Source organism: Aquisediminimonas profunda, from assembly GCF_019443285.1.
In the GTDB taxonomy this organism is placed as follows: Bacteria; Pseudomonadota; Alphaproteobacteria; order Sphingomonadales; family Sphingomonadaceae; genus Aquisediminimonas; species Aquisediminimonas profunda.
Map to the genome: position 1 here is coordinate 502886 of NZ_CP080327.1, position 24543 is coordinate 527428.

Below are 24543 nucleotides of genomic sequence, written 5' to 3' on the forward strand. Positions count from 1 at the left end.
AGAGCTAATCTCGCGACGCTCCCCCGCCCGCCATCGTCACGGTCACAATGTCGCCGGCTAGACAATCACAGCCTCAACCAGAATCGGCCCATTTGTCGCGAAGGCGTGCGAGAGCGCAGCATCGAGCGCGGTGGGATCCTCTGCTCGTACGCCCGAAACGCCATGCCCCTTGGCAAGTGCGACGAAATCGAGATCGGGGAACATCGTGCCGACCATTTCGTGCATACCGAAATGGCGGCCGAAGCTGTGAAGCGCTTCGTAGCGGCCATTCTTCAGGATGACGAAAGCGATGTTTGCATTCCATTGTTTCGCTGCGCGCAGGCCTTGGATGGCATACATCGAGGATCCGTCGCCGAGCACAGCGATGATCTTTTCATCTGGCCGCGCAAGCGCCATGCCAACGGCGGCAGGCAGACCAGATCAGGCATCTCGCCGCGGGCGAAAGATGCGGCACGCTCGGGCAGATCCTGCCCAACACTGGACACTTGTCCGACGTTAGTCATCACAAAGATGCGCACGCATTTTAGGTCTCGAACCATTTCCAGCGCCACATGGATCTCTGCGTGCAACTCGGAGTCGAACGCTTTCATCCGTTGTTCTCGGATCAGCGCAAGCGTGGAAACTCCCTCCTCGATGTTGAGCCGAATGCGCCCCGAAGCGCCCTTAGCCTCAGCCACGCGTAAACTCGATCGCACCGCCCGGCAGGAGATATAGAATCAGGGCCTTGCCATCAGTTACTGTTGGATTGTGTGCGGAAGCCGGGCCGTAGACTTTCCAGCCTGCACCGCATCCATCGAACTGCGCCGCCGCGTCGTGCGGCATGACCAGATCAATCTCGCCATCTGGGTGGGCATGGTGCGGCCCTACGACGTCGGTCATCTCAACCACGTCAACAGACATGCCATGAGTCGCATCGCCTTCTTTGACCGCGCGGCCAAACTTGATCCCCCCCGCTTCGCGTCCGCATAGCCAGCCTTCAGCTACACCAAGCTTGCACATCTCGAACGCCTTTAAGAACCAAGCGCCGCCTGCGGGAAAATCGCGGTTCAGTCGCTCCTCAAGGCTGGCGTCGCATGGATTGCCAGCAATGGCTGCGGTGACGGCGGCAATATGTTCGATGAATTCGGGAGGAGTCTGGGGACGTGCGCTCATCAAGAGAATCCTTTTAGATGATTTAGGTAGCTGATGCTGGAATGGGTATCCACTCCTTCAACTGGCGCGAGACATCGGCTATCTCTGTCGGATCAACCCCCACGCGAAGTTCTACTAGCCGGCGACCGTGTGAAAAGTCGCGCGCGTTGTTGACGCAATCAAGGGCAATTACCCGGTTCTCAGGATCCAAATAGACCACCGAAAACTTGCGGGTCACCGGATCGCCGCGGGTGACTGCCTTGGCGTGCCTGGCCGAAAGGCCCACCGTCTGAAGTTTCAGGTCGTACTGATTCGACCAAAACCATGGCGTCGCCGCATATTGCGCTTGATCGCCGCAAATCGTTTTCGCGACGATCATCGCCATATCGTTGGCGTTCTGCACCGATTCCAGCCGGATTACCTGTCCGTCGGCAAAGGCGTTGGCGTGCGCAGCACAGTCGCCGATAGCGAAAATATCGGGCAAGCTGGTCCGGCACTGGCCATCGACCCTGACACCGTTGCCGCATTCGGCACCGGCTGCGGCGAGTGGTTCAATGCAGGGAACGATGCCAATGCCGACGATTACCATCTGTGCGGGCAGCACAGTTCCGTCGTCGAGCCGCACGCCGCTGACCTGACCCACGCCGGCGAGGCTATCGACCTGCTGGCCTACCCTAAGATCGACCCCGTGGGCACGGTGATCGGCTTGATAAAAAGCCGAGAGGTCTTCGCCTGCCACGCGTGCCAGCACCCGCGGCAGAGCTTCCAGCAGGGTCACCTGCTTGCCCAGCTTGGCCAGCACGGCCGCCGCCTCCAGACCGATATAGCCGCCACCGATGATCACAACGTTCGCAACCGAGCCAAGATCGGACATGATCGCGTCGACGTCCTCACGATCGCGCACCGCGTGAACACCGGCCAAGTCGCCGCCTGGAACCGGAAGCGCGCGCGGGTCGCCGCCAGTGGCCCAGATCAACCGACCGTAGCCGATCGTCTCGCCATCAGCGCAAGTGACCGTGTGTGCCTGGGCATCGAGCGCTGTCACGGTCCGCCCGAGCAGCAGGTCAACCTGCTTTTCCTGCCAGTATTGCGCGGGGCGGATGTAGAGCCGCTCGAACGGGCGCTCTTGGGCGAGGTATTCCTTGGAAAGAGGCGGTCGCTCGTAAGGCATCTCGGTTTCGCGGCCGACGATGGCCACGGTTCCCTGAAAACCGACGCCGCGCAACGCGATCGCCGCCTGGGCGCCGCCATGACCGCCGCCAACAATGACGACATCATAAATCTGGTCGCTTGCCATCAGTCCTTCCTCAGTTGAAAGCGCTGGATCTTGCCCGTCGCCGTCTTGGGCAGCTCATCAACGAATGTGATCCAGCGCGGATATTTGTAGGGCGCCAGATGGTCCTTGACATGTACCTTGAGCCGTTCGGCCAAGTCTTCGTCTGCTACGACGTCATTGTGAACGACAACGTAGGCATGCGGCTTGACCAATGCGTCGGCGTCTTCGGCGCCGACCACGGCGGCCTCGAGAACCTCGGGATGGCTGGCGAGTGCTTCTTCGACCTCGATCGGCGAGACGTAGATTCCACCAACCTTGAGCATATCGTCGGCGCGGCCGGCATAAGTAAGCCAGCCATCCTCATCCATGACGTACTTGTCTCCGCTGATCGTCCATTCTCCCTGGAAGGAGACAATTGATTTTTCCCGGTTGCGCCAATAGCCGATCGCCGTTGTTGGGCCGCAAATCTGGAGGTTGCCGATTTCACCGGGGGCGGCTTCTTCTCCATAATCGTCGATCAGGCGCACCTTGTATCCATCGACAACCCGCCCTGTGCAGCCAAATCGGACCTCGCCCGGGCGCTGCGAGACAAAGATGTGCAGCATTTCGGTCGAGCCCAGGCCGTCGAGCACGTCCGCATTAAACCGGGCCCGAAACGCGCGCGCAATGTGGGCGGGCAACGCTTCGCCTGCGGACGTCGCCATGCGCAACGCCGGAGCATCGTCATGAGACGGACAGGAAGGATGAGCGAGCCAACCGGCCAGGAAGGTCGGCACGCCCCCAAGGACTGTCACCTTATGTTCGCGAACAAGCTGGCTGATCGGTTCTGGTGTCGCGCGGCCGTTGTAAAGCACAACCGTTGCGCCGGCGGCATAGGGAAAGGTCAGCGCGTTGCCGAGGCCATAGGCAAAAAACTGCTTGGCGATCGACAGAACAACATCGTCTTCGCGGTAACCTGCCGTGCCCAAACCATAGAGATTGGCGGTCAAACGCATCGAGGCATGGATATGCATCGCGCCTTTCGGGCGGCCTGTGGAGCCCGAGGTGTAGAGCCAGAAGGCCACATCATCCCGGTGCGTCTTCGCATGTTCCGCCGCTGGTTCTGCGCTATGCAACAGCGCCTCCAGATTCAGCCAGGAATTGCCTTCACTCGAGACAAACCGGACGTGCGGCTCGGACGCCGCAATATCGCGCCACTTGTCTGCTAATTCTTCCGAAACGAAGACTGCAACAGCCCCGCTGTTGTGGAGTATCCAGCCGTAGTCATCTTCGGTCAGAAGGGTGTTTAGTGCGACGGGAACGACGCCAGCGCGGATGGCGCCCAGAAATACGGTCGGGAAATCACGCGTATCGGTCAGACAGACGAGAACGCGCTGATCGCGCCGGACGCCAAGCGTCGTGAAGACCCCCGCCATAAGCGCAACACGATCGGCGAGATCGGCATAGGTGCACGTGCCGCGATGATCGATGATTGCAGTCTTGTCCGGATGCTTGACAACATTTGACGCGAGCAGATCCTCGGCGGCGTTGAACTCCTCCGGCAAATCAGCGATCGTGCGCGCCTGTTCAGTTTTCATCGGTCCTTTCTCCCCGACGCGCCTGGCTCTTGGTCCAGATCGCGCCGGCATATTTCCTCAGGCTGCGCGGACGTAGTCGAAGTCAAACGTCATGTTGTTGATCCCGCGATCGGGCGGACTGGTCCAGTTGGCGCATTGGCCCGGCTCGGTTACCCCGACCATCAGCGACTTGACGTAGCCGCGGTCACCTTCGCTCGGCAGGGCAGCGGCAACGACGTCAGGCGAACAGGATTTGCCCACTGGGTCGAAGGTCATTCCGGCCCAGACCCCGACGCTGCGATTGAAGCGTTCCGAAGGCAGCGTAAGCTCATAGTTGAAGCCGGCCTTGGCGATCGTGCGGTTCCAACGGGTGAGGCCAATACCACAATCGCGCACGTAGGCATTGCGGGTGATCAGATTCATCGCATTGCGCGTCACGATTTCCTGCAAACCTTCGGGGCTATCGACCGACTCGTAGGTGTCAGCGCAATCGTGGTCATCGTAGGTCGCTTCGTCGGGCCGGCCCTTCAGTCCGTTGGCGAAATAGGTCGCCGCGTTCGAGCTGATTTCGGAACCGAACAGGTCAAGCGCCGAGGAATACCAGAAGTTGATGTAGCGCTGGAGCAACGGCAGATCGATCACGCCAGCCTTGCGCAGCGCAACCGGATCGTCGCTTCCGAGCTTGACCATTTCCTCGAGCGTGCGCTTGATGACACGCGCAATGCCGGTCTCGCCGACGAACATGTGGTGCGCTTCCTCGGTCAGCATGAAGCTGCACGTCCGTGCCAGCGGGTCGAAACCGCTCTCGGCGAGCGACTTAAGCTGGTACTTGCCGTCACGGTCCGTGAAGTAGGTGAACATGTAAAAGGAAAGCCAGTCGTCAATCGGCTCGTTGAAAGTGCCAAGAATCCGGGGGTGATCGACGTCGCCCGAATGACGGAACAGCATTTCTTCGGCTTCCTCACGCCCGTCGCGGCCAAAATAGGCGTGGAGCAGGTAGACCATCGCCCACAGGTGACGGCCTTCCTCGACGTTGACCTGGAACAGGTTGCGCATGTCGTAGAGCGAGGGTGCAGTGAGCGCGAGCAGGCGTTGCTGCTCGACCGAGGCCGGTTCGGTATCGCCTTGGGTGACGATCAGGCGGCGCAGCACCGAACGGTACTCGCCCGGAACCTGCTGCCATGCGGGCTGGCCCTTGAAGTCGCCGAAGCCAATTGTGCGATCCTGCTGCCTGTCGGCTAGGAAGATGCCCCAACGGTAGTCCGGCATCTTCACATGGCCGAAAGTCGCCCAGCCCTTGGCATCAACCGAGGTCGCTGTACGCAGGTAAACTTCGTGGCCTTGGTAGGTCGTGGGTCCCAGTTCCTTCCACCAGTCGAGGAAGGCTGGTTGCCAGTGTTCTAGCGCGCGCTGGAGCGCACGGTCGTTCGACAGGTCAACGTTGTTCGGAATCTTGGTCTGGTAATCGATCGCCATGATATTTCTCCTGGGCCACCGTCTTTTCGGGGCTTTCTGTAAGATGGTGCTCCTGCCGCCCAAGAGAGGATTGGGCGGCGGAGAGTTTCTTAGACGCGCTTCTTGTCGAACTCGGCGCGCTTGCCAGTTCCGAAGAGTTTCAGCGCCCCGCCCTCGCCCACAGCGTTAGGCCGAATGAATATCCAGTTCTGCCAGGCCGACAGGCGGCCAAAGACCTTGGACCAGACGTTCTCGGCACCGGCGAAGCGCAGCGAGGCTTCCATCCCGGTGCAGGCATCCGGCGAAAGACCAGCGCGTTCATCGATCGCAAGGCGGACTTCGTCCTCCCAGTCGATGTCATCGGGCGCAAAGGTCACGAGGCCGAGATCGTGGGCTTCGCCCGACGGGATCGGACTTCCAACCAGATCCTCGAGCTCAGCGATGCGGCCATGAGTGCCGAGGAACCGCGACTGCAGGCGGAAAATGCCGTTGCACATCGGGAAAAGCCCGAAATTCGCCTTGCTGAGATGCATCACCGGACCGCTTTCCGGATCGGAAACCAATTCAAGCATGTAGCTGCGATCGGCAGCAAAGGCGAGTTCGGCCAAGGTCCCGGCAAAGGCCGATCCCGCTTCGAGCACCGCGTACATCGACCGTGACGAGACATCGAGCCGCGACAACGTGCGGCGGAGCATCCCCAGGCACTCGTTTACGAACCAATGGTCGCGATTGGCGAGCAGGATGTCGTCATAGGCCAGAACCTTGGCACCATCACCCCTAGCCTTGAGCACCCAAAGACCCAGTTCGGGTTCATTGGTGCGCAGCAATAGGATCGCATCGTCGAGTTCGCGCGCCATCTTGAGCGGCCAGAAGGCCGTGCCCTGCGCTTGTGCCGTATCCCCATCGATGGGCGGCGCACCGGTAGGCGCATTGATGGTGATGGTCGCAAAGCCGCGGGCGCGGTTGAATTCCACATCGACGGTTTCGTAGTGATAGCCAGCCTCATCGATCGTGCGAGCGAGCGGGGTGAGCTTCACGCCTTGGGCCGTCAGCGGACGCGGGCTCGTCTTGGCGAGCGCCTCGGCACGTGCCTTGACGGCCTCGTCCCAGCGTCCGCGGGGCGCAATGTCGTCTACAAGGCCCCAGTCTTTTGCGCGTCGGCCTCGAACACCCTCTTCAGAGGTGCAGAAAACATCGGCGAGATCCTTGCGGACCATGCGCTTGTCGACGACGCGGGTCAGGCCGCCGGTGCCGGGCAATACAGCCAGAAGCGGCACTTCCGGCAGCGATACAGCCGACGAGCGGTCGTCGATCAGCAGAATCTCGTCGCAGGCGAGCGCCACTTCATAACCGCCGCCCGCACATGTCCCGTTGACCGCCGCGAGAAACTTGAGGCTGCCGTTCTGCGAGGAATCCTCTAGGCCATTGCGGGTCTCGTTGGTGAACTTGCAGAAGTTCACCTTCCACGCATGGCTGGAGGTGCCAAGCATGTAGATGTTAGCTCCCGAGCAGAAGATCCGCTCGTTCGTGCTGGTCAGGACCACACAGCCCACTTCCGGATGTTCGAAACGCAAGCGCTGCACGATGTCATGCAGTTCCATGTCGACACCGAGATCGTAGCTGTTGAGCTTGAGCTTGTAACCCGGCAACAGCCCGCCATCGGGGTCGACATTCATCGCAACGGTAGCGATGCGCCCCTCGATGCTGAGATTCCAGTGCCGATACGTTTCGCCGTCCTGGTCATAGGTGAACAGCGTTGCCTGGGGCTCCGCCGCCCCGGCGAGTTGGGTTGCCATCGAATCGCTCCTCTGTCCCGATCACAAACGGAACAATAGGACATTGATCGAGATCAAACAAGCACTATAATTCATTTTGCGAGAGCTGCGGTCATTCCTTCAAGAAGGTCAAGCGTCTGCGAGAAGTCCTGAGCCGAGGTGTCGAGCCGCGCATCGGCGCGGCCATAGTCAGCCTCGCGGGCAGACAAAATGGCCTTCAGGTCGGTCATGGCCGCCCGGTTTCCGCTCATCGGCCTCAAATCGCCTTGGGCTACGACGCGCTGCATGTGGTCCTCGGGGTTCGCCTGAAGCCATACCGTCCATGCGGAGCGCCGCAGTTGCTCGTAAAGCTTGCCGTCGGCAACGACCGCTCCGGGCGCCGCGATCACCGCGCTTGAGTGCGTCCGGCATATCTCATCCAGAACCTCCGCTTCATAGCGGTGTAGCGCTCCTGGCCCATTGATCTCGAGCAGAACGCCAATGTCTCCGCCATAGCGGCGTTCGACTTCCTTCGAAATCTCAAAAAATGGCACATTAATGCGCTCTGCGAGGGCCTTGCCCAAGGAAGACTTGCCTGCTCCGCGCAAGCCGATCAGTGCTATTCGGCGCCCCTTGTCGAACAATCCAACCTGCTTTTCGCCAAGCCAGTCAAGGACCGCGCGAAGGCGCTCGTGCGGCATCCGGCGCAGGAGCTGCGCGACATGCGCGATTTCACGATCACGTTCGCCGCCGATGGGCAAAAGGTCCGCCACAGCTAGGCCCAATGCGTCTGCCACACCCATGAGCATTTCGATCGACGGATTACCGGTTCCTGCCTCGAGCCGGGCAAGGTATCTCTCGGAGGCACCGGAAGCAGCAGCCAGTTGCTTGCGCGTAAAGCCCGCCCGCGCCCGCGCGGACCTGATGCGCGCTGCGATCTCAAGGCTGGCCGGAGTGCTTTCTGGATCTTGGATCGGCTGACTAGCTTGCATACCTGCACTATATTGCATATTGGGGCGTTGTACGAATCATATTTCCGGATGGGGAGGCCTATGTCGAGCGGAAAGACACGCACCGGCATTTTTGTTGCCACGATGACCGGCCTCGCCGATATGTGCGGCGAAGAGGTCGAGGCCGCACTGTCGGGTGCTGGCGTCGGTTGCGAACGGCAGTTGATGGACGGTCTGGATACGTCTGCCTTTGACCCGTACGAGCTGTTAGTAATCGTCACTTCGACTTACGGCCACGGCGAGATCCCCGACAACGGCCAGGCCCTGTTCGCAGCCGTCGAGGCTGGATGCAATCTTTCGGGAAAGCGCTACGCCATCTTTTCATTGGGTGATCGCACTTATGCCGACACCTTTTGCGCAGCTGGCGATCGCTGGGATGCTGCATTAGCAGCCTGCGGCGCGAGCAGAATTGTCGATATCGAACGCCACGACGCATCAAGCGGCACTTTGGCCGAGGACGTCGCCGGCGAATGGGCTGCCGGCTGGGCAGCGCAGATTGGCTGAGGAGACTCAAGATGGAAGTTCAGGAAGCTGACGCTGCAATGCGCGATGCCCATGCCGAGATCGGCGGGTTTATCGCCCGTTGCTCGTTGCTCGACTATCGCGTCAGCCAGTTTGTAGCGCGCTGGTTCTGCGCCCAGGAAAAGCAGAAGTTCCTCTCCTACACACTGAAGGCCATGCCGTTCGCCGAAAAGCGCCAGGTCATCGAGGAACGCCTGACCAACTGGCACAAAGATCCGGGTGCGTTGCGGTCAGCCATGACCGAAATTGCGGCGGTCCTTGAGAGGCGCAACCTCGCAGCGAGCGGTGTCCTTTCGCGCCGCTCTTCTGGGCTTCTGTGCATCAAGAGCTTCTCCGGCGCGCGCTTCATCTCCGAAGACGGCGCGGTCGACATCATCAACGTCGACGACCTGTCCGGCTGGTCGGAGAAGGCCAGCGAACTGTCGGAGCGCATGGTGGCTCTCGGCATGGGCTTGACAGAATCGGCCCGATAGCCGTCTCGGGTCCACCGAGGCCCCATTGAAACGGCCGTAATCTGGCGGTCAGGTTCCGGCCCTTCGCAATCCCCTCGCCGGTCAGGCGATCTTCACGTACTCATAGTCCAGCGGCTGGTTGTTGATGCCGGAGCGGGGCGGTACAATCCACGTGGCATAGCACTACCCGCGCGGCATCAGTGCTTGCCGGGAAACGCGAAGGCCTCGATCTCGACGTGGCTCGCGAGCTTGCGCCCCCGGCCCAGGAATTGCGCGCCGTTTAGCGCGACAAGGGCGGGGCTGGCGGTGCGCAGCCAGATCGGCAACCAGAAGTAGCTGGCCCTAGCCGCGCGCCGGCCCCCGCGACTGCAATTCGACCCGAGTGCCGTCCTCCAGCTCCAGCAGATTGCGGGCCTGGAGATCGATCGTGCCACCGGGCTGCACCGCCTGCCAATCGGCTCCGCTGGGCAGGATACGGCACGTCAGCAGGCCGAAAACCAGCCCTCCGGTGAACCCGATCAGGCGCACCGGTCCGCGCTGTCACGGTCGCGCGCTTCGAGTTGGCGAACCTCGACCTCGAGGCAGAAAGCTGGTGACCGTCCGAACGGGGTCACGCGGCCTGCCCTTACTCCGCCAGCTCGGCCCGTGCGCCCTTCGGGACTATCCGTGGAGCCGCGTTGAGCTGTTCCTTGGCGAAGCCTGCAGCCTTCTGGTAGGCAAGCATGAACTGTCTACGTTCCTCGGCCGGGATCACCGCGTCGATATCGTCGAACTGGCCGCCGCAGCGTTCGTCGACCATGCGCAGCAGGCCGAATGGACCTGCCTCGCGGTTGCGCAGCGCCAGCTGGCCGACCGGACCGCACAGTTCCGCGTCATAGGCGGCGAGCGCCGCCGGGGTCACACCCTTGTCCAGCATGATCCGCGCCATCACCCGGCCGCCGATGATCGCTTGGGTCGCCCCGTTGGACCCGGTCGGATACATGGCCTGGGCGGCATCGCCCACCAGGGCCACCGGGCCATCGACCCAGGTCGGCAGAGGCTCGCGATCAATCATCGGGTTTTCATAGGCACAATCGGACTTGGCCAGCAGCGCCGGAAGGTTCAACCAGTCGTAGACGAAGCCGTCGAATTCATGCGCGAATTCGGCCGATGCCACGGGACGAAACCAGCCGGACTTCTGCCAATCGTGATCCGTGTCGAAGGTCTGCTCCGCGATCCAGTTGATATCGGCGAGACCATCGTCATTGGCATGCGAAATGGGGTAGAGCACGACACGGTGGCGATCGGTGCCAAGGCCAATGAACGAGGACCCTGTGCGGATCGGCACGCCCTTGGCCGTGCCGCGCCACATGATCGTGCCGCCCCAATGGATCGGCGGCTGGGCAGGATGCATCTGGGCGCGCACCGCGGAGTGAATACCGTCGGCGCCGATCAGCAGCCTTCCGCTCACCTCGCGGGTGACGCCATCTTCGCTACGAACGAATGCGGTGACGCCCCCGTCTGCGTTCTTGCGATAGCCGGTGACCTTGTGACCAAGCACCAGTGCGTCGGGGCCAAGCCGCTCCACCACCTTCTGCGCCAGCAGGAGGTGAAACCGGCCGCGATGCACGGCATACTGGTGCCACTTGTAGCCGGCGAACTTGCCGCGCGGCTCGGCGTAGATTTCCTTGCCGTTGAGGCCGACCAACGCCCATTCGCGCGCCGGCAGGCCGACGGCATCAAGATCCGTCTCGCCGATCCCAAGATCGTCCAGCTCTCGCACCGCATTAGGTTGAAGGTTGATACCCACGCCCAGCGCGGCCAGTCTACTAACGCCCTCATAGACGACGCAAGGCACGCCGATCTGGTGCAGCGTGAGCGCGAGCGACAGCCCCGCAATGCCGCCTCCGGTTATGATCACCTTACCGCCGGGCATCCTCATTTCCGATATTCCGTGGCATGAGTGATTGCAGGCGCCACCTGGTTGGTCGGGTTTCCCTTGCTCCGGATCGCCATATCAGAAGTTGATCCCGGCGCGAACGCCGTAGGTCCGCGGAGCATAGAGGCCGACAATGGGCTGGTTGAGAATCGATGTGACGAACGAACCCGATTTGACGGCCTCATTCCCAAGGTTTTCCACATAGGCGCCGAGATAGAAGCGATCATCGGGCGCATTGTAGGTGAGACTGAAATCTCCCTTCACGTATGCATCCTGCCGTTGCCCGGCCAGTTGCTCATCGCCGGCCCAGTAGCCCGACCGATAAGTTCCTGCCGCCGCGAAAACGACGCGGGCACCGCTGGCAAGCCTGAAGCTATGTTCGTAGTTGAGATTGATCGAAAGCTTCGGAGATTGTTGCAGGACGTTGCCTGAACAGTTGATCCTGTCATTGGCGCCGGAAACCGCGACCCTAGGGCAGTTCCACGCGGACAGGTTCGAAAGCAGGAAGGTGTAGTCGTCGTACTTGGTGTGGTTGTAGAGGATATTCGACGATAAAAGGTCATCGCGCGATGCCCGCAAGCTCGTTTCCAGTTCAAACCCGTAGAGCGTGGCCGCGCCGGCGTTTTCGGTGACCAAGTCATTGCCAACGAGATGCGTCGTCTGCTTGTCCTTGTATTTCCAGTAGTACGTTTCGAGATTGATCTGGAGCTTGTTGTCCATGAAGCGGTTCTTCGAACCCACCGTCACTGCAACGAGGCTTTCGGGGCGATAGGTGTTGTTGGGAGCCGGAGCCATGAAGAAGCCGCCCGCCTTGAAGCCAGTCCCAACGTTTGCGTAGACCAGCGATCGTGGACCGATATCGGCCTCGATGCCCGCCTTCCAGTTCAACCGGTTGAACTCGAGGTTGCCATCCACCGGCACGTTGCCGAACGGCGAAGGCGCAAAGGGGATGACCGCTGCACCGAGAATACTCTTCTTCTCGTTGGTATAGCGCAGGCCGCCGATCATGCGAACGGTGTCCGTCAGGTCAAAGGTGGCTTGCCCAAACATGGCGAGCGACGTTGTATTGTACCGATCGACCCGAGATGTCGACGGGCTGAACAGAGTGATGTTGTCCGGCACGCCGAAAACGTATGCGTCGAGTTTGAAATCACCCTTCTCGTCGAAATAGTATCCCCCCACCGTTGCTTTGAAGCGGTTATCCGAAGGCGTAGAGAAGCGGACTTCCAGTGATTTCTGGTCCGAATGTTCGACCGTAGCGACTGGGAACCCCGCGTTGTAATGCAGATAGTTGAGGTTCGAACGGCGATAGGCGGGAATGATGGTCAGTTCGCCGGCGCCGGTATCCACCTTGATGACGCCCGTCAGTCCATAAAGATTCGTGGCATTGAAGCCATCGGCCTTGATGGGAGCGAGGCCAGCAGGCGTCGTCAGGCCGGGGATCACCACGCTTGCCCGTATCGCGTTAACGACCGGGTTGACCACGCCCGCATACGGATCGGATGGTGGGACGAAATTGATGTAGGTCCCGGTGGCGCCCATGCCGCCGAAGTGTACATAGTCTGCCGTCAGCTGCAGCGAGAGCGCCGTGCTGGGCTCAACCAGGATGGATGCGCGGCCAGAGTATTGCTTCTGGTCGTTGTATCCATCGCGGAAATAGCCATCGCGATGAATGCCCTGGCCCGAAATCCTGATCGCCGCCGTATCGGACAGCCGCAGATTCAGGGCGCCCTGCGCCTGGTACAGGTTATAGTTGCCGCCCTGAACGTCCAGGTATCCCTCATTCTTGAAAATCGGCTTCCTGGAAATGACGTTAATCGCGCCAGCCGTCGCATTGCGACCGTACAGCGTGCCCTGCGGCCCCTTTAGCACCTCGACCCGCTCAAGATCGTAATACAGGCCATTCGCGGCAACCGGACGCGCGAGATAGACGCCGTCCAGATTGAGGGCCACGACCTGCTCAGCCAGTCCGTTGCCAGCCAGCGTGCCAATGCCGCGGATGGTGGTCTGGTTGGTACCGCCGCCGGCTCCCGAGATGGTAACCGACGGAACAAGCTTGGTCAGATCCTCGCCGCTCGAAACTTCGGCAGTCAGCACTGCGCTGTTCACGGCGGTGACAGGGATAGCGGCCTTTTGCAGGTTCTCATCCCGGCGCTGGGCCGTAACGATGATGTCGGTCAGGCCTTGATCGCTTTGAGGCGCTTCTTGCGCCAACACAGGCGTCGAAATGAACGCGCCGATCGTGAACAGGCTAATCCCTCTCAACACAGAATTCATTGTTTTCCTCCTCTTAATATAACGCCACTGCTATCGATTGCGGCGACCGCGCTGGATCGGAATGATCATGTGCTTAAGCTTGGCTGCGCCGCTACCGGACCAGCACTTGCGCAAAAAACACGCCAACGGCCTTTCGGCCTCCTGCTGCCGGAGCGCGTGCGCTCTGTCGGTCGCCAAGGCAAGATGACTGAACCTCAGCCCTTTTTCATAGCACCACACCCTTCCGGCTGCCGACTTTCGCCGCTGGCAGCGTCCATCAACAATTTCCAGTTGATATCGCGATATGAAAATGAGATCAAGATATGTCTTGTGGTGAGAGTCATTCGAAGCACTCGCCGCGGAACGATAGTGTCCCTGGGTGACCGGTTACGGTCGCGGCGCAGGCGGCAACGTCGATGGAAAAATTAGCGAAGAGCTAGGAAAGGCAGCGCATGACGCCCGGGCGACAGACAATTCTCATAAAAGATGCACGCATTCTCACGATGGTCGACGGCCAGGGCGAGATTGCGGGCGATGTCCTTATCGAAGACGGTGTCATCCGAGAAATCGGACAGGGGCTGGCAGCAGAAGGCGCTGACGTCATCGACGCCAAGGGCGGCATTCTCATGCCGGGCTTCGTCGATACCCACCGGCATATCTGGCAGACGCAGCTGCGGTCCACAGCGGGCAACTGGTCGCTTTACGATTATCTGGCCGAGATGCGTCTGACCTTTTCCACGTACTACACGCCGGATGACGTGTATTTGGGCAATCGGATAGGGGCGATCGACGCGCTGAACGCTGGCATCACAACGATCGTCGATCACTGCCACATCCTCAACTCCCCAGCACATAGTGACGAGGCAATTCGCGGACTTACGGACGCCGGTATTCGTTCGATCTTTTGTTATGGCATCTTCGCCAACCCGACGAACCACAATCCGCTGGATATCAGCTTCGACATGGGCTGGCGCTTCGACGATGCACGTCGTCTCCGAAAGGATGCCCTGTCGAGCGACGACGGCCTGATCCAGCTTGGCCTTGCACCCAATGAACCGGAGTCCTCACCATTCGAGGCAATCGTGCACGATGTGCAATTCGCTCGTGAAATCGGTGCGCGGAAAATTTCATGCCATGTCGCGATGGGTGCCTACGATCAGGGTCATCAATTCGTCCGCCAATTGCATGAGGCGAGCTTGCTCGACGAGACATTCCTGTTCGTTCACGGTGCAAGCCTAACCGACGATGAACTGAAAATGATCGCCGACGCCGGCGCCGGACTTTCCAGCACGCCGGAAACCGAAATGCAGATGGGCATGGGATACCCGATTGGCTTCCGTGCGAACGCCGCTGGCGTGAAGGCGTCGCTCGGGGTGGACATCGTTTCGAACTATTCCGGCGATCTGTTTTCGCAGATGCGCATGATGGTTCAATCGGCCCGCGCACAGGTAAACGCGGAGCATGAGCGCAATGGACGAGCCCCGCGGCGGCTGGACATTCATGCCCGCGACGTCTTGCGCCTCGCCACTCTGGGCGGAGCCGAAGCCCTTGGCCTGGATCACCGGATCGGCACGATAGAGGTAGGCAAGCAAGCTGACCTGATCCTAGTCCGCACCGATTCCATCGGAATGACGCCGACGATCGATCCGATTGCAGCCGTAGTGTTCAACGCGAGCGCCGCCGACGTATCGTTGGTGATGGTTGCAGGCAAGATTCACAAGCGCGACGGAATCCTGACCCGAGTCGCGTGGCCTGCTCTGCGCAGCCAACTGCTTGAATCATCCGAACGGATTGTTGCGCAGGCAGCGCGCGTCGATCGCGCATTGGTCGAAGGCGTCGTCAACACCTTCTTTGCTAATCTTGCGTGATGCACTTGGAACAAAGAGCCGGTCCGCGCTGGCGGAATCACCGCCACGTCTGATCTTCGTCCCAATCATCGCAGCCTTTTTTGACAGCGGAAAGCCCTCCAATGAAACTTGCAACAATTGATAATGGGTCCCCCGACGGGGCACTGGCGGTCGTTTCTCAAGACCTGTCTCGTGCAGTCTTTGCCGGAAATTTGGCGAAAACGCTGCAAGACGCGCTGGATCGCTGGGATGCAGCAGAGCCAGACCTTCGTCGTCTGGCGGAGGCGCTGGAAACTGGGGCAGTCAACGACGTCTTTAACTTCGACCCAACGGCCGCGAAATCCCCCCTTCCGCGCCCGCGCCAATGGCTTGATGCCTCCGCATTTCCAAATCACGCCCGCCTGATGGCAAAGGCCTTTGGCCTGGAACCAAACTTCCCCGAATTCCCTCTCATGTATCAGGGTTTTTCAGATCACACCCTCGCACCGACGGAACACGCACTGTTCCGCTCGGAAGTCGATGGCATCGACTTCGAGGGCGAGTTTGCTGTCGTCCTCGACGACGTTCCCATGGGTACAAATGAAGCTGTCGCCCGGGACCACATTCGGCTGGTGATGCTGGCCAATGATTGGAGCCTTCGCGCGTTCGGTCCAGCCGAAATGCGTACAGGATTCGGATTTATTCGCGCCAAACCTGCTACGGCATTTGGGCCCGTGGCCGTAACTCCAGACGAGCTTGGTGCCGCATGGCGAGACGCACGCGTCGGGCTAGATCTTTCGGTCCATCGCGGCGAGCAGCACTTTGGGCGACCAAATGGAACCGAAATGGCCTTCGGCTTTGATCAATTGGTCGCGCATGCAGCTTACAATCGCCGCCTGTCGGCCGGAACGATCATCGGATCGGGAACTGTGTCAAACGCCGCATTTGCCGAGGTTGGTTCGACCTGTATCGCGGAGCAGCGAAGCATCGAGACGATCGCCAATGGCGAACCAACTACACCCTTTCTCGCTTTCGGCGAACGCGTTCGCCTTGAGGCGTTTGGAGCGGACGGGGTATCGATGTTTGGCGCCATCGAACAAATTGTCACCAAGGGAGGCTGAACCATGGCTCGTCGTTTTATTGATCTTTCGATCTGTATCGAAACCGATGTCGCATCGGATCCACCGCCGAATCGCCCGCAAATCAAATACTGGGCGCATCAGGACACTTTTCACCAAATCGGTCCCTTCTTCCCCGGCCTGAGGCAGCAGGATTTGCCCGACCATGAAGGCTGGGCTGTCGAAGAGCTGCAGGTCAATCCGCATAACGGCACGCACATGGACGCCCCGTGGCACTATCATTCAACAGCCGGGGGAAAGCCGGCTGCGACGATCGAGCAAACGCCGCTGGAATACTGTTTCCAACCTGGCGTAAAGCTCGACTTTCGGCATTTCCCGAATGGTTATGTTGCCACCGACAAAGACGTAGCACAGGAACTCAAGCGTATCGGCCACAGCCTTCAGCCACTCGACATCGTCCTCGTCAATACCGCAGCGGGTGCCCGCTATGGCGAACCGGATTACGTCGAAACCGGATGCGGGATGGGCCGGGAAGCAACGCTTTATCTGACCGAACGGGGAGTCAAGGTCGTCGGCACCGATGCATGGTCCTGGGACGCGCCGTTCACCTACACGGCAAAGAAATTCGCCGAAACCGGCGATGCTTCTATCATCTGGGAAGGGCACAAGGCAGGAAAGGTGCGCCCCTACTGGCAGATGGAGAAACTGCACAATCTCGAGAGCCTTCCGGCCGCGGGGTTCGAGGTGATATGCTTCCCGGTAAAGATTAAGGGCGCCGGTGCCGGCTGGACACGCGCGGTGGCCATGTTCACTGATTGAGCATGGTCACCAAGCGCGGCATGGGGTCACACGCGGTGCTGCATGATGCTGTCGGCCTCGAGCATGTCGCGTTCGATCATCGGAAGTTCTTCGGAGTCAGCCAGCCCGAAGAACAATCCTCCTATTGCGGCAGCCATAGTGGGTACCAGGTCGAAGTCTGTCAACTCGCCGGAAACCCACAAAGTAAGGATTCCCCGGAACGAGATCGTGAGCTGATCCGGCAAAATGCAGCGAGCGATTTCGACGCGGGTTGAGCAGATTCCAGTGAAATCACCCAGCGCCTGAAGCCACAATTTATGCGCACCATGACGCATGTCAGGCCCTTCGGGATGGGGCTGGTTGAGGGCGCTCACCACCGTACGGTAGGTCCTAGGCTGCTGCATGAGGACCTCGAAGCCGCATTTGCTCATTTCCCTGACCCTCAGATAGGCACTCGAAGGAAGCTTGAGCTCGTCAAACGCAATGGTGATCTTGAGAAGGTACCTCTCGGCAAGCGCGCGCAAGATGGCATTCTTGTTGCCGAAATAGTTGAACGGGGTGGTAAATCCTACCCCAGCGGCTTCGGCCAGCGAGCGCATGGAAAAATCCGCGTCAGAACTGTTTTGCAAAAGTCTCTCGGCTGCATCGAGAACAGCGTCGCGCGTCATCTGCTGCTTACGCTGCTTCAAGCTCTGAGTGGTCGATGTGGCCATGAACAATCCCAAAAATTTCTTGCTCCGCGTCTCTCGACGGAAGCATAGGTTCGCGATCCTTGCGAGTGATGAATAGCGCCTGCTTGCGGCCTTGGTACCTAACAGCACCATAATTCGCAATCGGCTGTCTGATGCAGTAACCTTATCTACGCTCCAACTGACTGAACGCGAGTGAAAGGGCGCGCAAGGCATTCGTGTCATCCGGTTTTTGTATTCATGCTCTAACGCAAACTTGCCATCTGGATTGCAATACACTATTCATATCATGATTCACAAACTTGATTTCCAACGGACTGCACCGAGCGAGGCACGCGGCTCCATTGCGCATAAACGAGGAGCAATCGCCGATGTTAGCACCCTTGGATATTGCCATCGCACAGAGTCCGGCGCGGTGTGAGGTTTCAGTGGCGTCCCCGGTGACGTCCTGATGGTGAGCTGGCTTGCCGGCCCCATGCCGGAAAACACCCCGGTCGGCATCCAGTCCTTGGCTCATTTCGAAGCGCCAGTCGTCGTGACCCGCGCCGACACGGCCTACCTGTTCGAGCTGATCCCCCCTGAATTCCGAGCCACGTTCAATTCGCCCTCCTCCTTTCGAAGGTTTGCAGCGGACCCGCTGGCAAGTGAAAAGGCCGCGGTCACGGTCGCGCTCGAAGCATTGAGCCGTGCTTCGCTGGCCGCGTCTGACATTGACGCGGTCGTCGCCACAAGCTTTGTCGCGCATTGGCAGCAATGGTATCCGGCATTCGGGAGCTATGTGCACCGCGAACTGGCGCTGGGCGCGGACGTGCGGGTTCTCAACATCCAGAGTCAGTGCGCCAGTTTCGTCGATGCGCTGCGGCTGTCCTGGCAACTTTGCAAAGGTGGGCGCTACCGCCGAATCCTTGTAGTTGCGGCCACGGAAGGGCTGAAAGAAGGTGATCCCACCGATCCCGTCGCAGCCTGGGCTGGCGATGGGGCCGCCTCCGCCATCATCTCGTCCGAGGCGCTACAGGCCGAATTCATTGGTTATGATTTTTTCGCGGTAGGCGAACTGCATCGCGATTATCGCATGCGGTTGCGTGATCGTGCCTTCCCGGCGGTTGCTCCACCCGGTGCGATCGGCGAGGAACGAGGCTTCTGGGCCGTCCGCGATTTGGCTGCACTACTGAAGTGGATGGGTGCAGATTTTGCGAAAATGCTGGGGGACGGAATGCAACGCGCGTTGGACAGCGCCGCGATCAAGCCCGACCAACTGGGTAGCGTATTCTACCATCAGATGGGACCGCGCAACCAGATCGTTCTGCTACACGCTGGCGAAGCCATCGGGATCCCGGACGAGGTTTTCCGAGATACGTTCGACAGTTTCGGTTGCGCCGGTAACGTCGACGGGGCAATCAGCCTGTCGATCTTGCGGGAACGCGGCGAACTCCCCGAGGGGACGATCTCCCTGCTCCACGCAAGTGGAGTTGGCGGAGCCAATCCTGCGCTCCTGATGCGGTGGTGCCAATGACCAGGATTTCCCCTCGCCTGGCTTCTCTGTGCAAAGTCCTGCCGGCGCGGAGACTGAGCCGCGCGAACCTGAAATACCTGGAGCAAGCTGTGCCAGCCGCTCGGCGCAAGCTCTACGTCGACGAGGCGCCCAGCGCACCTGCTCGTACGACAGCCGAGGATGCACTGGAAGTGCTGTCGGTCGAGTGCGGACGCCGGGCAATCCAAGAAGCCGGTCTTGGCACGGCCGATATCGACTATTTCATCACGTGTGAAACCGGTGCGACCGGTCAGCCGATCGCAACCCTTATCCAGCGCGAACTGGGCGTAAGCCCGCTCGTGCAGGCGCTGGCGTTGCAAAACGGCGCTTGCGGGATGATTGACGCGCTTGGGCTGGCCGCAGACCTAGTCGCCGCTGGCCAATGCCAACAGGTGCTCGTCGTCGCTCCGGCGATTTGGGACATCCGGGGCGAAGGCCTACTCGATCCCACGGATCCGAGTTACGCAATGTTTGGCGATGCGGTCGCCGCCGCCGTGGTTTCTGATACCGGTAACATGGCGAAACTGCTGGCATACCGGAGCGCCACCGACGGCACTCCGTACGAAATGATGGGGGCGCGCCTGCGGGACCGAAGGGACTGCACGCTATCTCCATTTGCACCAGTAGGTTCCGCGCAGGTGATGCATGGGGCCTATGTCGACATCGGCGATGATGCGCTCGACTGGATGGAGGGCAGCGCGGCGGGACTGCTCACGCGTGTGGTCGCAGGAGCCCTGTCGGACGCAGACGCCGCCGGCGAAAGCGTCGACTGGGTGGCATGGCAACCGTTCGGCAGTGCCGGGAGCACCTGGCTGACCGCCCTGCGCGCGGCGATGCCTTGGGCCCGACCGGCCGACCGCTTTTCCGAACTGGGCTGGACCGGCGCCGCCGGGCCGATGTTGTCATTGGATCGTATTCGGCAAAGCGCAGCTGCCGGCGCCCGTATCATCATTGCGGGCATCGGTGAGGGCGGCCAGGCGGCCGCCCTGCTGATCGAAGCCGGTCCAGGTTTTCCGGTTGGGCCTGCTAGCGCAGTGTAAGCTCCAGCCTTCGAAAGCTCAGATCCGGCACGCCTTCGCGCTCGAACGAACCCGTGATCGCGAATGACGAAGTGCGTGCCAGCAGTTCTTCTATAAAGACTCGCATCTCCATCCTGGCGATCGGTGCTCCGACACACAGATGCGTGCCCCGCCCGAAGGCATAGTTGCGGGACTTGGGGCGATCGATATCGAACTGAGTCGGCCGTTCGAAATAGGCCGGGTCATGGTTGGCCGCGCCGAAAAACGGCATCACCAGCTCGCCGCGGGATATCCTTTGTCCGGCAAGTTCAACGTCTTCAGTCGCGAGGCGAAACAGTCCCTGGACCGGACCTTCGATGCGCAGACACTCTTCCACTGCTTGCGGTATCAGGCTCGGATCAGCCCGCAGGCGGGCCTGCACATCGGGGTTAAGCGCCAGCAGCATCACGGCGCTGAGCAAGGCGGACCGGGTTGTTTCATGTCCACCCAGAAGCACCAGCATCAGCATCTGCAGGGATTCGTCGTCGGACAGCGGCCTGTCGCCAATTTTGGACTGAAGGAGACCCGTGACGAGGTCATCCTCCGGCGAGGCGCGCCGCTGCTCGATCAATCCGTGGGCATAGTCGATCACCGGCACAAGCGCTGCAAAGCGGTGCTTGACCGCCTCCTCGGTCGTGTTGGCCACCTCGCCCGGCTTGCGGCCCGCCTGAGACTCCTGGATCACGGTCCATTCGGAATCCGGAACACCTACCAAGCGACAAAGCACGCGCAAGGTCAACTCTTCAGCGACAGGTCGCAGATCGCCGCAGCCGGCATCCAGCAGCGGCTGCAACAGGCCGCCGACGTAACCGCGCACGGCAGGGGTGAGCTGTTCGGCCTTCTTGGTATCGATCAGCCGGTTCAGGATCCGGCGATAAGGAGTATGCTCCGGCGGATCGCTTTCCATGGGAATCATGCGGGTGGGCCCGAACTGGTTCATCTCGTTTGAAAATCGCCCGGTATCCATCAGGACTTTGTCGACTTCCGCCTGCCCGAGAACTGCCCAGGCGGGAGAGCCGTCGGGCATGCTGATCCGCTTTACGGGACAGGCAGCGCGAGCCGCACCGTACAGTTCCTCGAGCGGCATCGGGGCGCGGTTCTGCAGCGCAGCCCATTCTCCGAAGACATTCCACGTTTGCTCTGCCACTTCGGCCCGAACCTCGTCCATATTCTCTCCTCTCAGGCGACCTCCCGGCGCCCACTAGCGCGATATAACTGTAGCATGATACACTTTCAATATTGCGATATGATAAATAGCGCAGTATAACATGCTCAACAATGCCGCGACGACGCCCGGCGATGGAGAGGGCTACACGCAGATGAATGTGAGATTTCCAACGTTCCGGATCGATGCAGCGCAGGTTGCCGACATGATGGCGATCCAGAACGTGCAGGCCGCTTACATGATGTGCCTTGGCGCGGGCGCATTCGAGCAGATCCTTGAGCTGTTCGATCTGGCCGATCCTGATGTCTCGATTTCCTATGGCGGCAATCCGCCCCGCGTTGGTCCGGACGCAGTCAGAGCAGAATGGGCCGAATTTACGAACGTCTTCCGGAGCAATGGTCATGTGCTTGGCGCCCACGCGCTGACGACACCGATGATCGCCATCGACACCGACGGCCAGCACGCCCAGGGATCCTGGATGACCTGGGGCTTCACCTTCATGGGCAAGGGGTTCGGCCTAGACGAGCGCCGGGCAATGCCATCGCTATCAACCTACCGGAACCGATTTCGCAAGAATGACGGGATTTGGAAGTTGAGCAGGGTCGAATGGGAGATAGTCGCGACGATGGACCAGGTCGGGCTTGATCCCAATTGGGGCTGGGTTCGCGCGCCTGAGGCGGCGCCATTTCCATACTTATTATCGCAATAACATTGGTTCTCGAAACCAACATCCGAAGGGAGGCAATAATGACCATTTTATCGCGCCGCACTTGGCTGGTTGCCACGGCCAGCATCGCAGCACTTAACGTGCCCGTCATGGCACAGGCGCAGGAGGCTGCAACGACGAACAATGACGTCGGCGCCGTTCAGGACATCATCGTTACGGCGGAACGTCGCGAAACCAGGCTGCAGGACACGCCGATCAGCATTACCGCGCTCAGCGCGAACACGCTTGCCGACCGCGGCATCCGCAACCTTGGCGACCTCGGCGCAACGGCGCCCAATCTCAGCATCGTGCAATCATCGTCGTTCGGCGGCGGCTCCACGCTGCAAGCCTACATTCGTGGCGTCGGTGCTGCCGATTACCTGTTCCCCAACGACCCAGGCGTCGGCCTCTATGTGGATGGCGTGTATGTGGCTCGTACCATGGGTGGAATGCAGGCGATCACCGACGTTGAGCGCATCGAAGTTCTTAAGGGCCCGCAGGGCACCCTGTTCGGTCGGAATACGATCGGTGGTGCCATCAGCATCACCACCGTTCAACCCAAGCTGACGGGAAGTCCGGCATTCGACATCGAAGCACGCACGGGCAGCTTCAGCCGGTTCGACGGCATCGTCAACGTCAATGCGCCCCTGGCCGATGGAACCGCAGGGCTTAAGCTTTCGGCTGCCCGGATCAGCGCCAATGGCTTCGGGCATCAGCTCACAACCGGAAAGGATCTGGGCGACGAAGGCAAATGGGTTTTCCGCGGCGCCTTGCGTATCGCTCCATCGGATCGCCTCGATCTGACGTTGAGCGGTGACTATAGCGTGCAACGGCAGAACGGCCCGGCTGGTGGCATCAGCCGCCTATACCCGTCGGTGCCGACGGGGGGGTTCCGGGTCCGCGAAGACCTCTACAATCCGTTCATCGCCCCGTATCTCAACCCAATCCTCGGATTGCCGGCAGGCACGGTCTTCGATCAGCGCTTCTTTACAGGCAACCTGCGCTACAATTACGCGACTGGTCCGTCCTACGACAATCACGATATCTGGGGGCTGTCGCTTAACGGTAGCTATGAGGCGGCGGACTGGCTCACCGTCAAGTCGATCACCGCCTATCGCTATCTCAAAAGCGATGTTGCGGTGGATGCCGATGGCACGCCTTACCCCGTCTTCCACAGCAGCCCGCACGAAACCAGCAAGCAGTTCAGCCAGGAAATCCAGCTTACCGGCAGTACTTTCGGGGACCGCCTGAGTTATCTGGTGGGCGGATACTACTCCCACGAGCGTGCAACCGATCGTACCGACGTCGACATCTATCGGGGGGCAGCGCCAGCCGGCTTGCCGTTCTTGTCACTGTCACAGGTCAGTGCCACGGCCATCCGCACCAGCAGCTATGCGGTGTTCACTGAAGAGCGCTTCAAGGTTCTCCAAAACGTGACTCTGATCGTGGGCGGCCGGTACACGTCCGATCACAAAGTCTATGACAAGCGCGTGTCGGTGACCGAGCTTGGTTTTGACCTCGTGCCGCAAACCAGGCTCAAGGACACGTTTTCGGCATTTACACCCAAGGTGGGCATCGACTGGAAACCCACCAGCGGCATCCTGCTCTACGGCACCTATTCGCAGGGGTTCAAGAGCGGCGGCTGGAACAGCCGGGACAACAATGTCAACGCTGCGGTCGGCAATCAGCCGTTCCGCCCCGAGCGTGCCGAAACGTTCGAAATCGGTCTGAAGGCCGACTGGCTGGACCGGGCGCTTCGGACAAACCTCGCCTTGTTCACTTCGAAGTACAAGGACATTCAGCTGACGACCCTGTTCCTCGATCCCAATACCGGCGCGCCGACCAGCACGATCGAGAACGGCGGCGATGCCCGCATCAAGGGCTTTGAAGCTGAAATTACCGCGGTTCCCGTCCGCGGACTGACGCTCAACCTCAACGCGGGGTACATCGACGACCACTACCTGAGCATTTCGCCCAACGCCGTTCGGACCGGAATCACTCTAGCGGACCGCCTATCAAACATCTCACGGTGGAATGCCTACGCTGGTGCCACCTATGAAACATCGGTCGGCGGCTTGGGGACAGTGCGCATCCATGGCGATGCGACGTATCGCAGCCAGGTCTACTTCGATAACCTGAATACTGCCGAAATTTCCCAGCCCGGGTACACGCTGTATACCGCTCGGATTGCGTTCACGCCCGCAGCCCTACCCAAATTGGAACTTGCTGTCAGCGGAACCAATCTCACCGACAAGACCTACAAGATTACTAGCTTTCTGGGTTCGGTCTCGGGATACGACTACAGCTATATCGGTCGTCCGCGTGAAATCACTATTTCAGCGAAGTACAAGTTCTAACAGC

The 24543-nt window shown here is 60.2% G+C and carries 22 protein-coding genes; 9 read left to right on the forward strand and 13 right to left on the reverse strand.

Annotated elements, in window-relative coordinates; translation table 11 throughout:
* Window positions 1-57: 57 nt before the first annotated feature.
* The 7 genes from K0O24_RS02605 to K0O24_RS02635 form a co-directional block, all read right to left on the reverse strand.
* A complete protein-coding gene (locus K0O24_RS02605) occupies window positions 58-414 on the reverse strand; it encodes a thiamine pyrophosphate-dependent enzyme (protein ID WP_281421746.1) in 357 nt (118 codons plus the stop codon).
* A gap of 255 nt (window positions 415-669) precedes the next feature.
* Complete coding sequence (locus K0O24_RS02610; RefSeq protein WP_219894275.1) at window positions 670-1152, reverse strand: 4-hydroxylaminobenzoate lyase; 483 nt, start codon at window positions 1150-1152, stop codon at window positions 670-672.
* A 22-nt stretch (window positions 1153-1174) separates the two neighbouring features.
* The gene (locus K0O24_RS02615) at window positions 1175-2428 is read right to left on the reverse strand and encodes an NAD(P)/FAD-dependent oxidoreductase (protein ID WP_219894276.1); all 1254 of its coding nucleotides are present in this window, start codon (window positions 2426-2428) and stop codon (window positions 1175-1177) included.
* Window positions 2428-3984 (reverse strand): benzoate-CoA ligase family protein, encoded by a 1557-nt coding sequence (locus K0O24_RS02620; RefSeq protein WP_219894277.1) that lies wholly within the window; start codon window positions 3982-3984, stop codon window positions 2428-2430. Before K0O24_RS02620 ends, K0O24_RS02615 begins: the two co-directional genes overlap by 1 nt.
* 57 nt (window positions 3985-4041) lie before the next feature.
* A complete protein-coding gene (gene boxB / locus K0O24_RS02625) occupies window positions 4042-5439 on the reverse strand; it encodes a benzoyl-CoA 2,3-epoxidase subunit BoxB (protein ID WP_219894278.1) in 1398 nt (465 codons plus the stop codon).
* An 89-nt stretch (window positions 5440-5528) separates the two neighbouring features.
* Window positions 5529-7214 carry a 2,3-epoxybenzoyl-CoA dihydrolase gene (boxC, locus tag K0O24_RS02630; protein ID WP_219894279.1) on the reverse strand — a complete coding sequence of 562 codons (1686 nt, stop codon included), beginning with the start codon at window positions 7212-7214 and terminating at the stop codon, window positions 5529-5531.
* Window positions 7215-7285: 71 nt separating this feature from the next.
* Window positions 7286-8164, reverse strand: coding sequence for a shikimate kinase (locus K0O24_RS02635; RefSeq protein ID WP_219894280.1), 879 nt, complete (start codon window positions 8162-8164; stop codon window positions 7286-7288).
* A gap of 48 nt (window positions 8165-8212) precedes the next feature.
* Between K0O24_RS02635 and K0O24_RS02640 the strand changes: the two genes are divergently transcribed.
* On the forward strand, window positions 8213-8686 hold the full coding sequence (locus tag K0O24_RS02640) for a flavodoxin domain-containing protein (protein WP_219894281.1): 474 nt from the start codon (window positions 8213-8215) through the stop codon (window positions 8684-8686).
* A gap of 11 nt (window positions 8687-8697) precedes the next feature.
* Window positions 8698-9177: a hypothetical protein gene (locus K0O24_RS02645; protein WP_219894282.1), complete on the forward strand. Its 480-nt coding sequence runs from the start codon at window positions 8698-8700 to the stop codon at window positions 9175-9177.
* Window positions 9178-9353: 176 nt separating this feature from the next.
* Here the strand turns inward: K0O24_RS02645 and K0O24_RS16845 are convergent, their stop codons facing one another.
* The 4 genes from K0O24_RS16845 to K0O24_RS02660 form a co-directional block, all read right to left on the reverse strand.
* On the reverse strand, window positions 9354-9482 hold the full coding sequence (locus tag K0O24_RS16845; protein ID WP_281421690.1) for a hypothetical protein: 129 nt from the start codon (window positions 9480-9482) through the stop codon (window positions 9354-9356).
* Window positions 9483-9498: 16 nt separating this feature from the next.
* On the reverse strand, window positions 9499-9684 hold the full coding sequence (locus K0O24_RS02650; RefSeq protein ID WP_219894283.1) for a DUF3237 family protein: 186 nt from the start codon (window positions 9682-9684) through the stop codon (window positions 9499-9501).
* A gap of 97 nt (window positions 9685-9781) precedes the next feature.
* Window positions 9782-11077 carry a flavin-dependent oxidoreductase gene (locus tag K0O24_RS02655; RefSeq protein ID WP_246611108.1) on the reverse strand — a complete coding sequence of 432 codons (1296 nt, stop codon included), beginning with the start codon at window positions 11075-11077 and terminating at the stop codon, window positions 9782-9784.
* A 75-nt stretch (window positions 11078-11152) separates the two neighbouring features.
* Entirely contained in the window at window positions 11153-13351 is a 2199-nt protein-coding gene (locus K0O24_RS02660) for a TonB-dependent receptor (RefSeq protein ID WP_219894284.1), read from the reverse strand.
* Window positions 13352-13782: 431 nt separating this feature from the next.
* On the opposite strand from K0O24_RS02660, the gene K0O24_RS02665 reads away from it, so the two are divergent.
* The 3 genes from K0O24_RS02665 (at window position 13783) to K0O24_RS02675 (ending at window position 17054) form a co-directional block, all read left to right on the forward strand.
* Window positions 13783-15198, forward strand: a complete 1416-nt coding sequence (locus tag K0O24_RS02665; protein ID WP_219894285.1) for an amidohydrolase family protein — start codon at window positions 13783-13785, stop codon at window positions 15196-15198.
* A gap of 101 nt (window positions 15199-15299) precedes the next feature.
* Window positions 15300-16277 carry a fumarylacetoacetate hydrolase family protein gene (locus K0O24_RS02670; protein WP_219894286.1) on the forward strand — a complete coding sequence of 326 codons (978 nt, stop codon included), beginning with the start codon at window positions 15300-15302 and terminating at the stop codon, window positions 16275-16277.
* A 3-nt stretch (window positions 16278-16280) separates the two neighbouring features.
* A complete protein-coding gene (locus K0O24_RS02675) occupies window positions 16281-17054 on the forward strand; it encodes a cyclase family protein (RefSeq protein ID WP_219894287.1) in 774 nt (257 codons plus the stop codon).
* Between the two features lie 26 nt (window positions 17055-17080).
* On the opposite strand, the gene K0O24_RS02680 is transcribed toward K0O24_RS02675, so the two are convergent.
* Window positions 17081-17746: a TetR/AcrR family transcriptional regulator gene (locus K0O24_RS02680; protein ID WP_219894288.1), complete on the reverse strand. Its 666-nt coding sequence runs from the start codon at window positions 17744-17746 to the stop codon at window positions 17081-17083.
* A 451-nt stretch (window positions 17747-18197) separates the two neighbouring features.
* Here K0O24_RS02680 and K0O24_RS02685 point away from each other — a divergent pair, with 451 nt between their 5' ends.
* Together K0O24_RS02685 and K0O24_RS02690 are read left to right on the forward strand one after the other, a co-directional pair.
* Window positions 18198-19235 (forward strand): 3-oxoacyl-[acyl-carrier-protein] synthase III C-terminal domain-containing protein, encoded by a 1038-nt coding sequence (locus K0O24_RS02685; RefSeq protein ID WP_219894289.1) that lies wholly within the window; start codon window positions 18198-18200, stop codon window positions 19233-19235.
* Window positions 19232-20293, forward strand: a complete 1062-nt coding sequence (locus tag K0O24_RS02690) for a beta-ketoacyl-[acyl-carrier-protein] synthase family protein (protein ID WP_219894290.1) — start codon at window positions 19232-19234, stop codon at window positions 20291-20293. Before K0O24_RS02685 ends, K0O24_RS02690 begins: the two co-directional genes overlap by 4 nt.
* Here K0O24_RS02690 and K0O24_RS02695 read toward each other — a convergent pair.
* On the reverse strand, window positions 20280-21479 hold the full coding sequence (locus K0O24_RS02695; RefSeq protein ID WP_219894291.1) for a cytochrome P450: 1200 nt from the start codon (window positions 21477-21479) through the stop codon (window positions 20280-20282). The genes K0O24_RS02690 and K0O24_RS02695 overlap by 14 nt on opposite strands.
* A 100-nt stretch (window positions 21480-21579) precedes the next feature.
* Here K0O24_RS02695 and K0O24_RS02700 point away from each other — a divergent pair, with 100 nt between their 5' ends.
* Both K0O24_RS02700 and K0O24_RS02705 read left to right on the forward strand, forming a co-directional pair.
* Window positions 21580-22185 carry a nuclear transport factor 2 family protein gene (locus K0O24_RS02700; protein ID WP_219894292.1) on the forward strand — a complete coding sequence of 202 codons (606 nt, stop codon included), beginning with the start codon at window positions 21580-21582 and terminating at the stop codon, window positions 22183-22185.
* A gap of 38 nt (window positions 22186-22223) precedes the next feature.
* Window positions 22224-24539 (forward strand): TonB-dependent receptor, encoded by a 2316-nt coding sequence (locus K0O24_RS02705; RefSeq protein WP_219894293.1) that lies wholly within the window; start codon window positions 22224-22226, stop codon window positions 24537-24539.
* Window positions 24540-24543 lie beyond the last annotated feature (4 nt).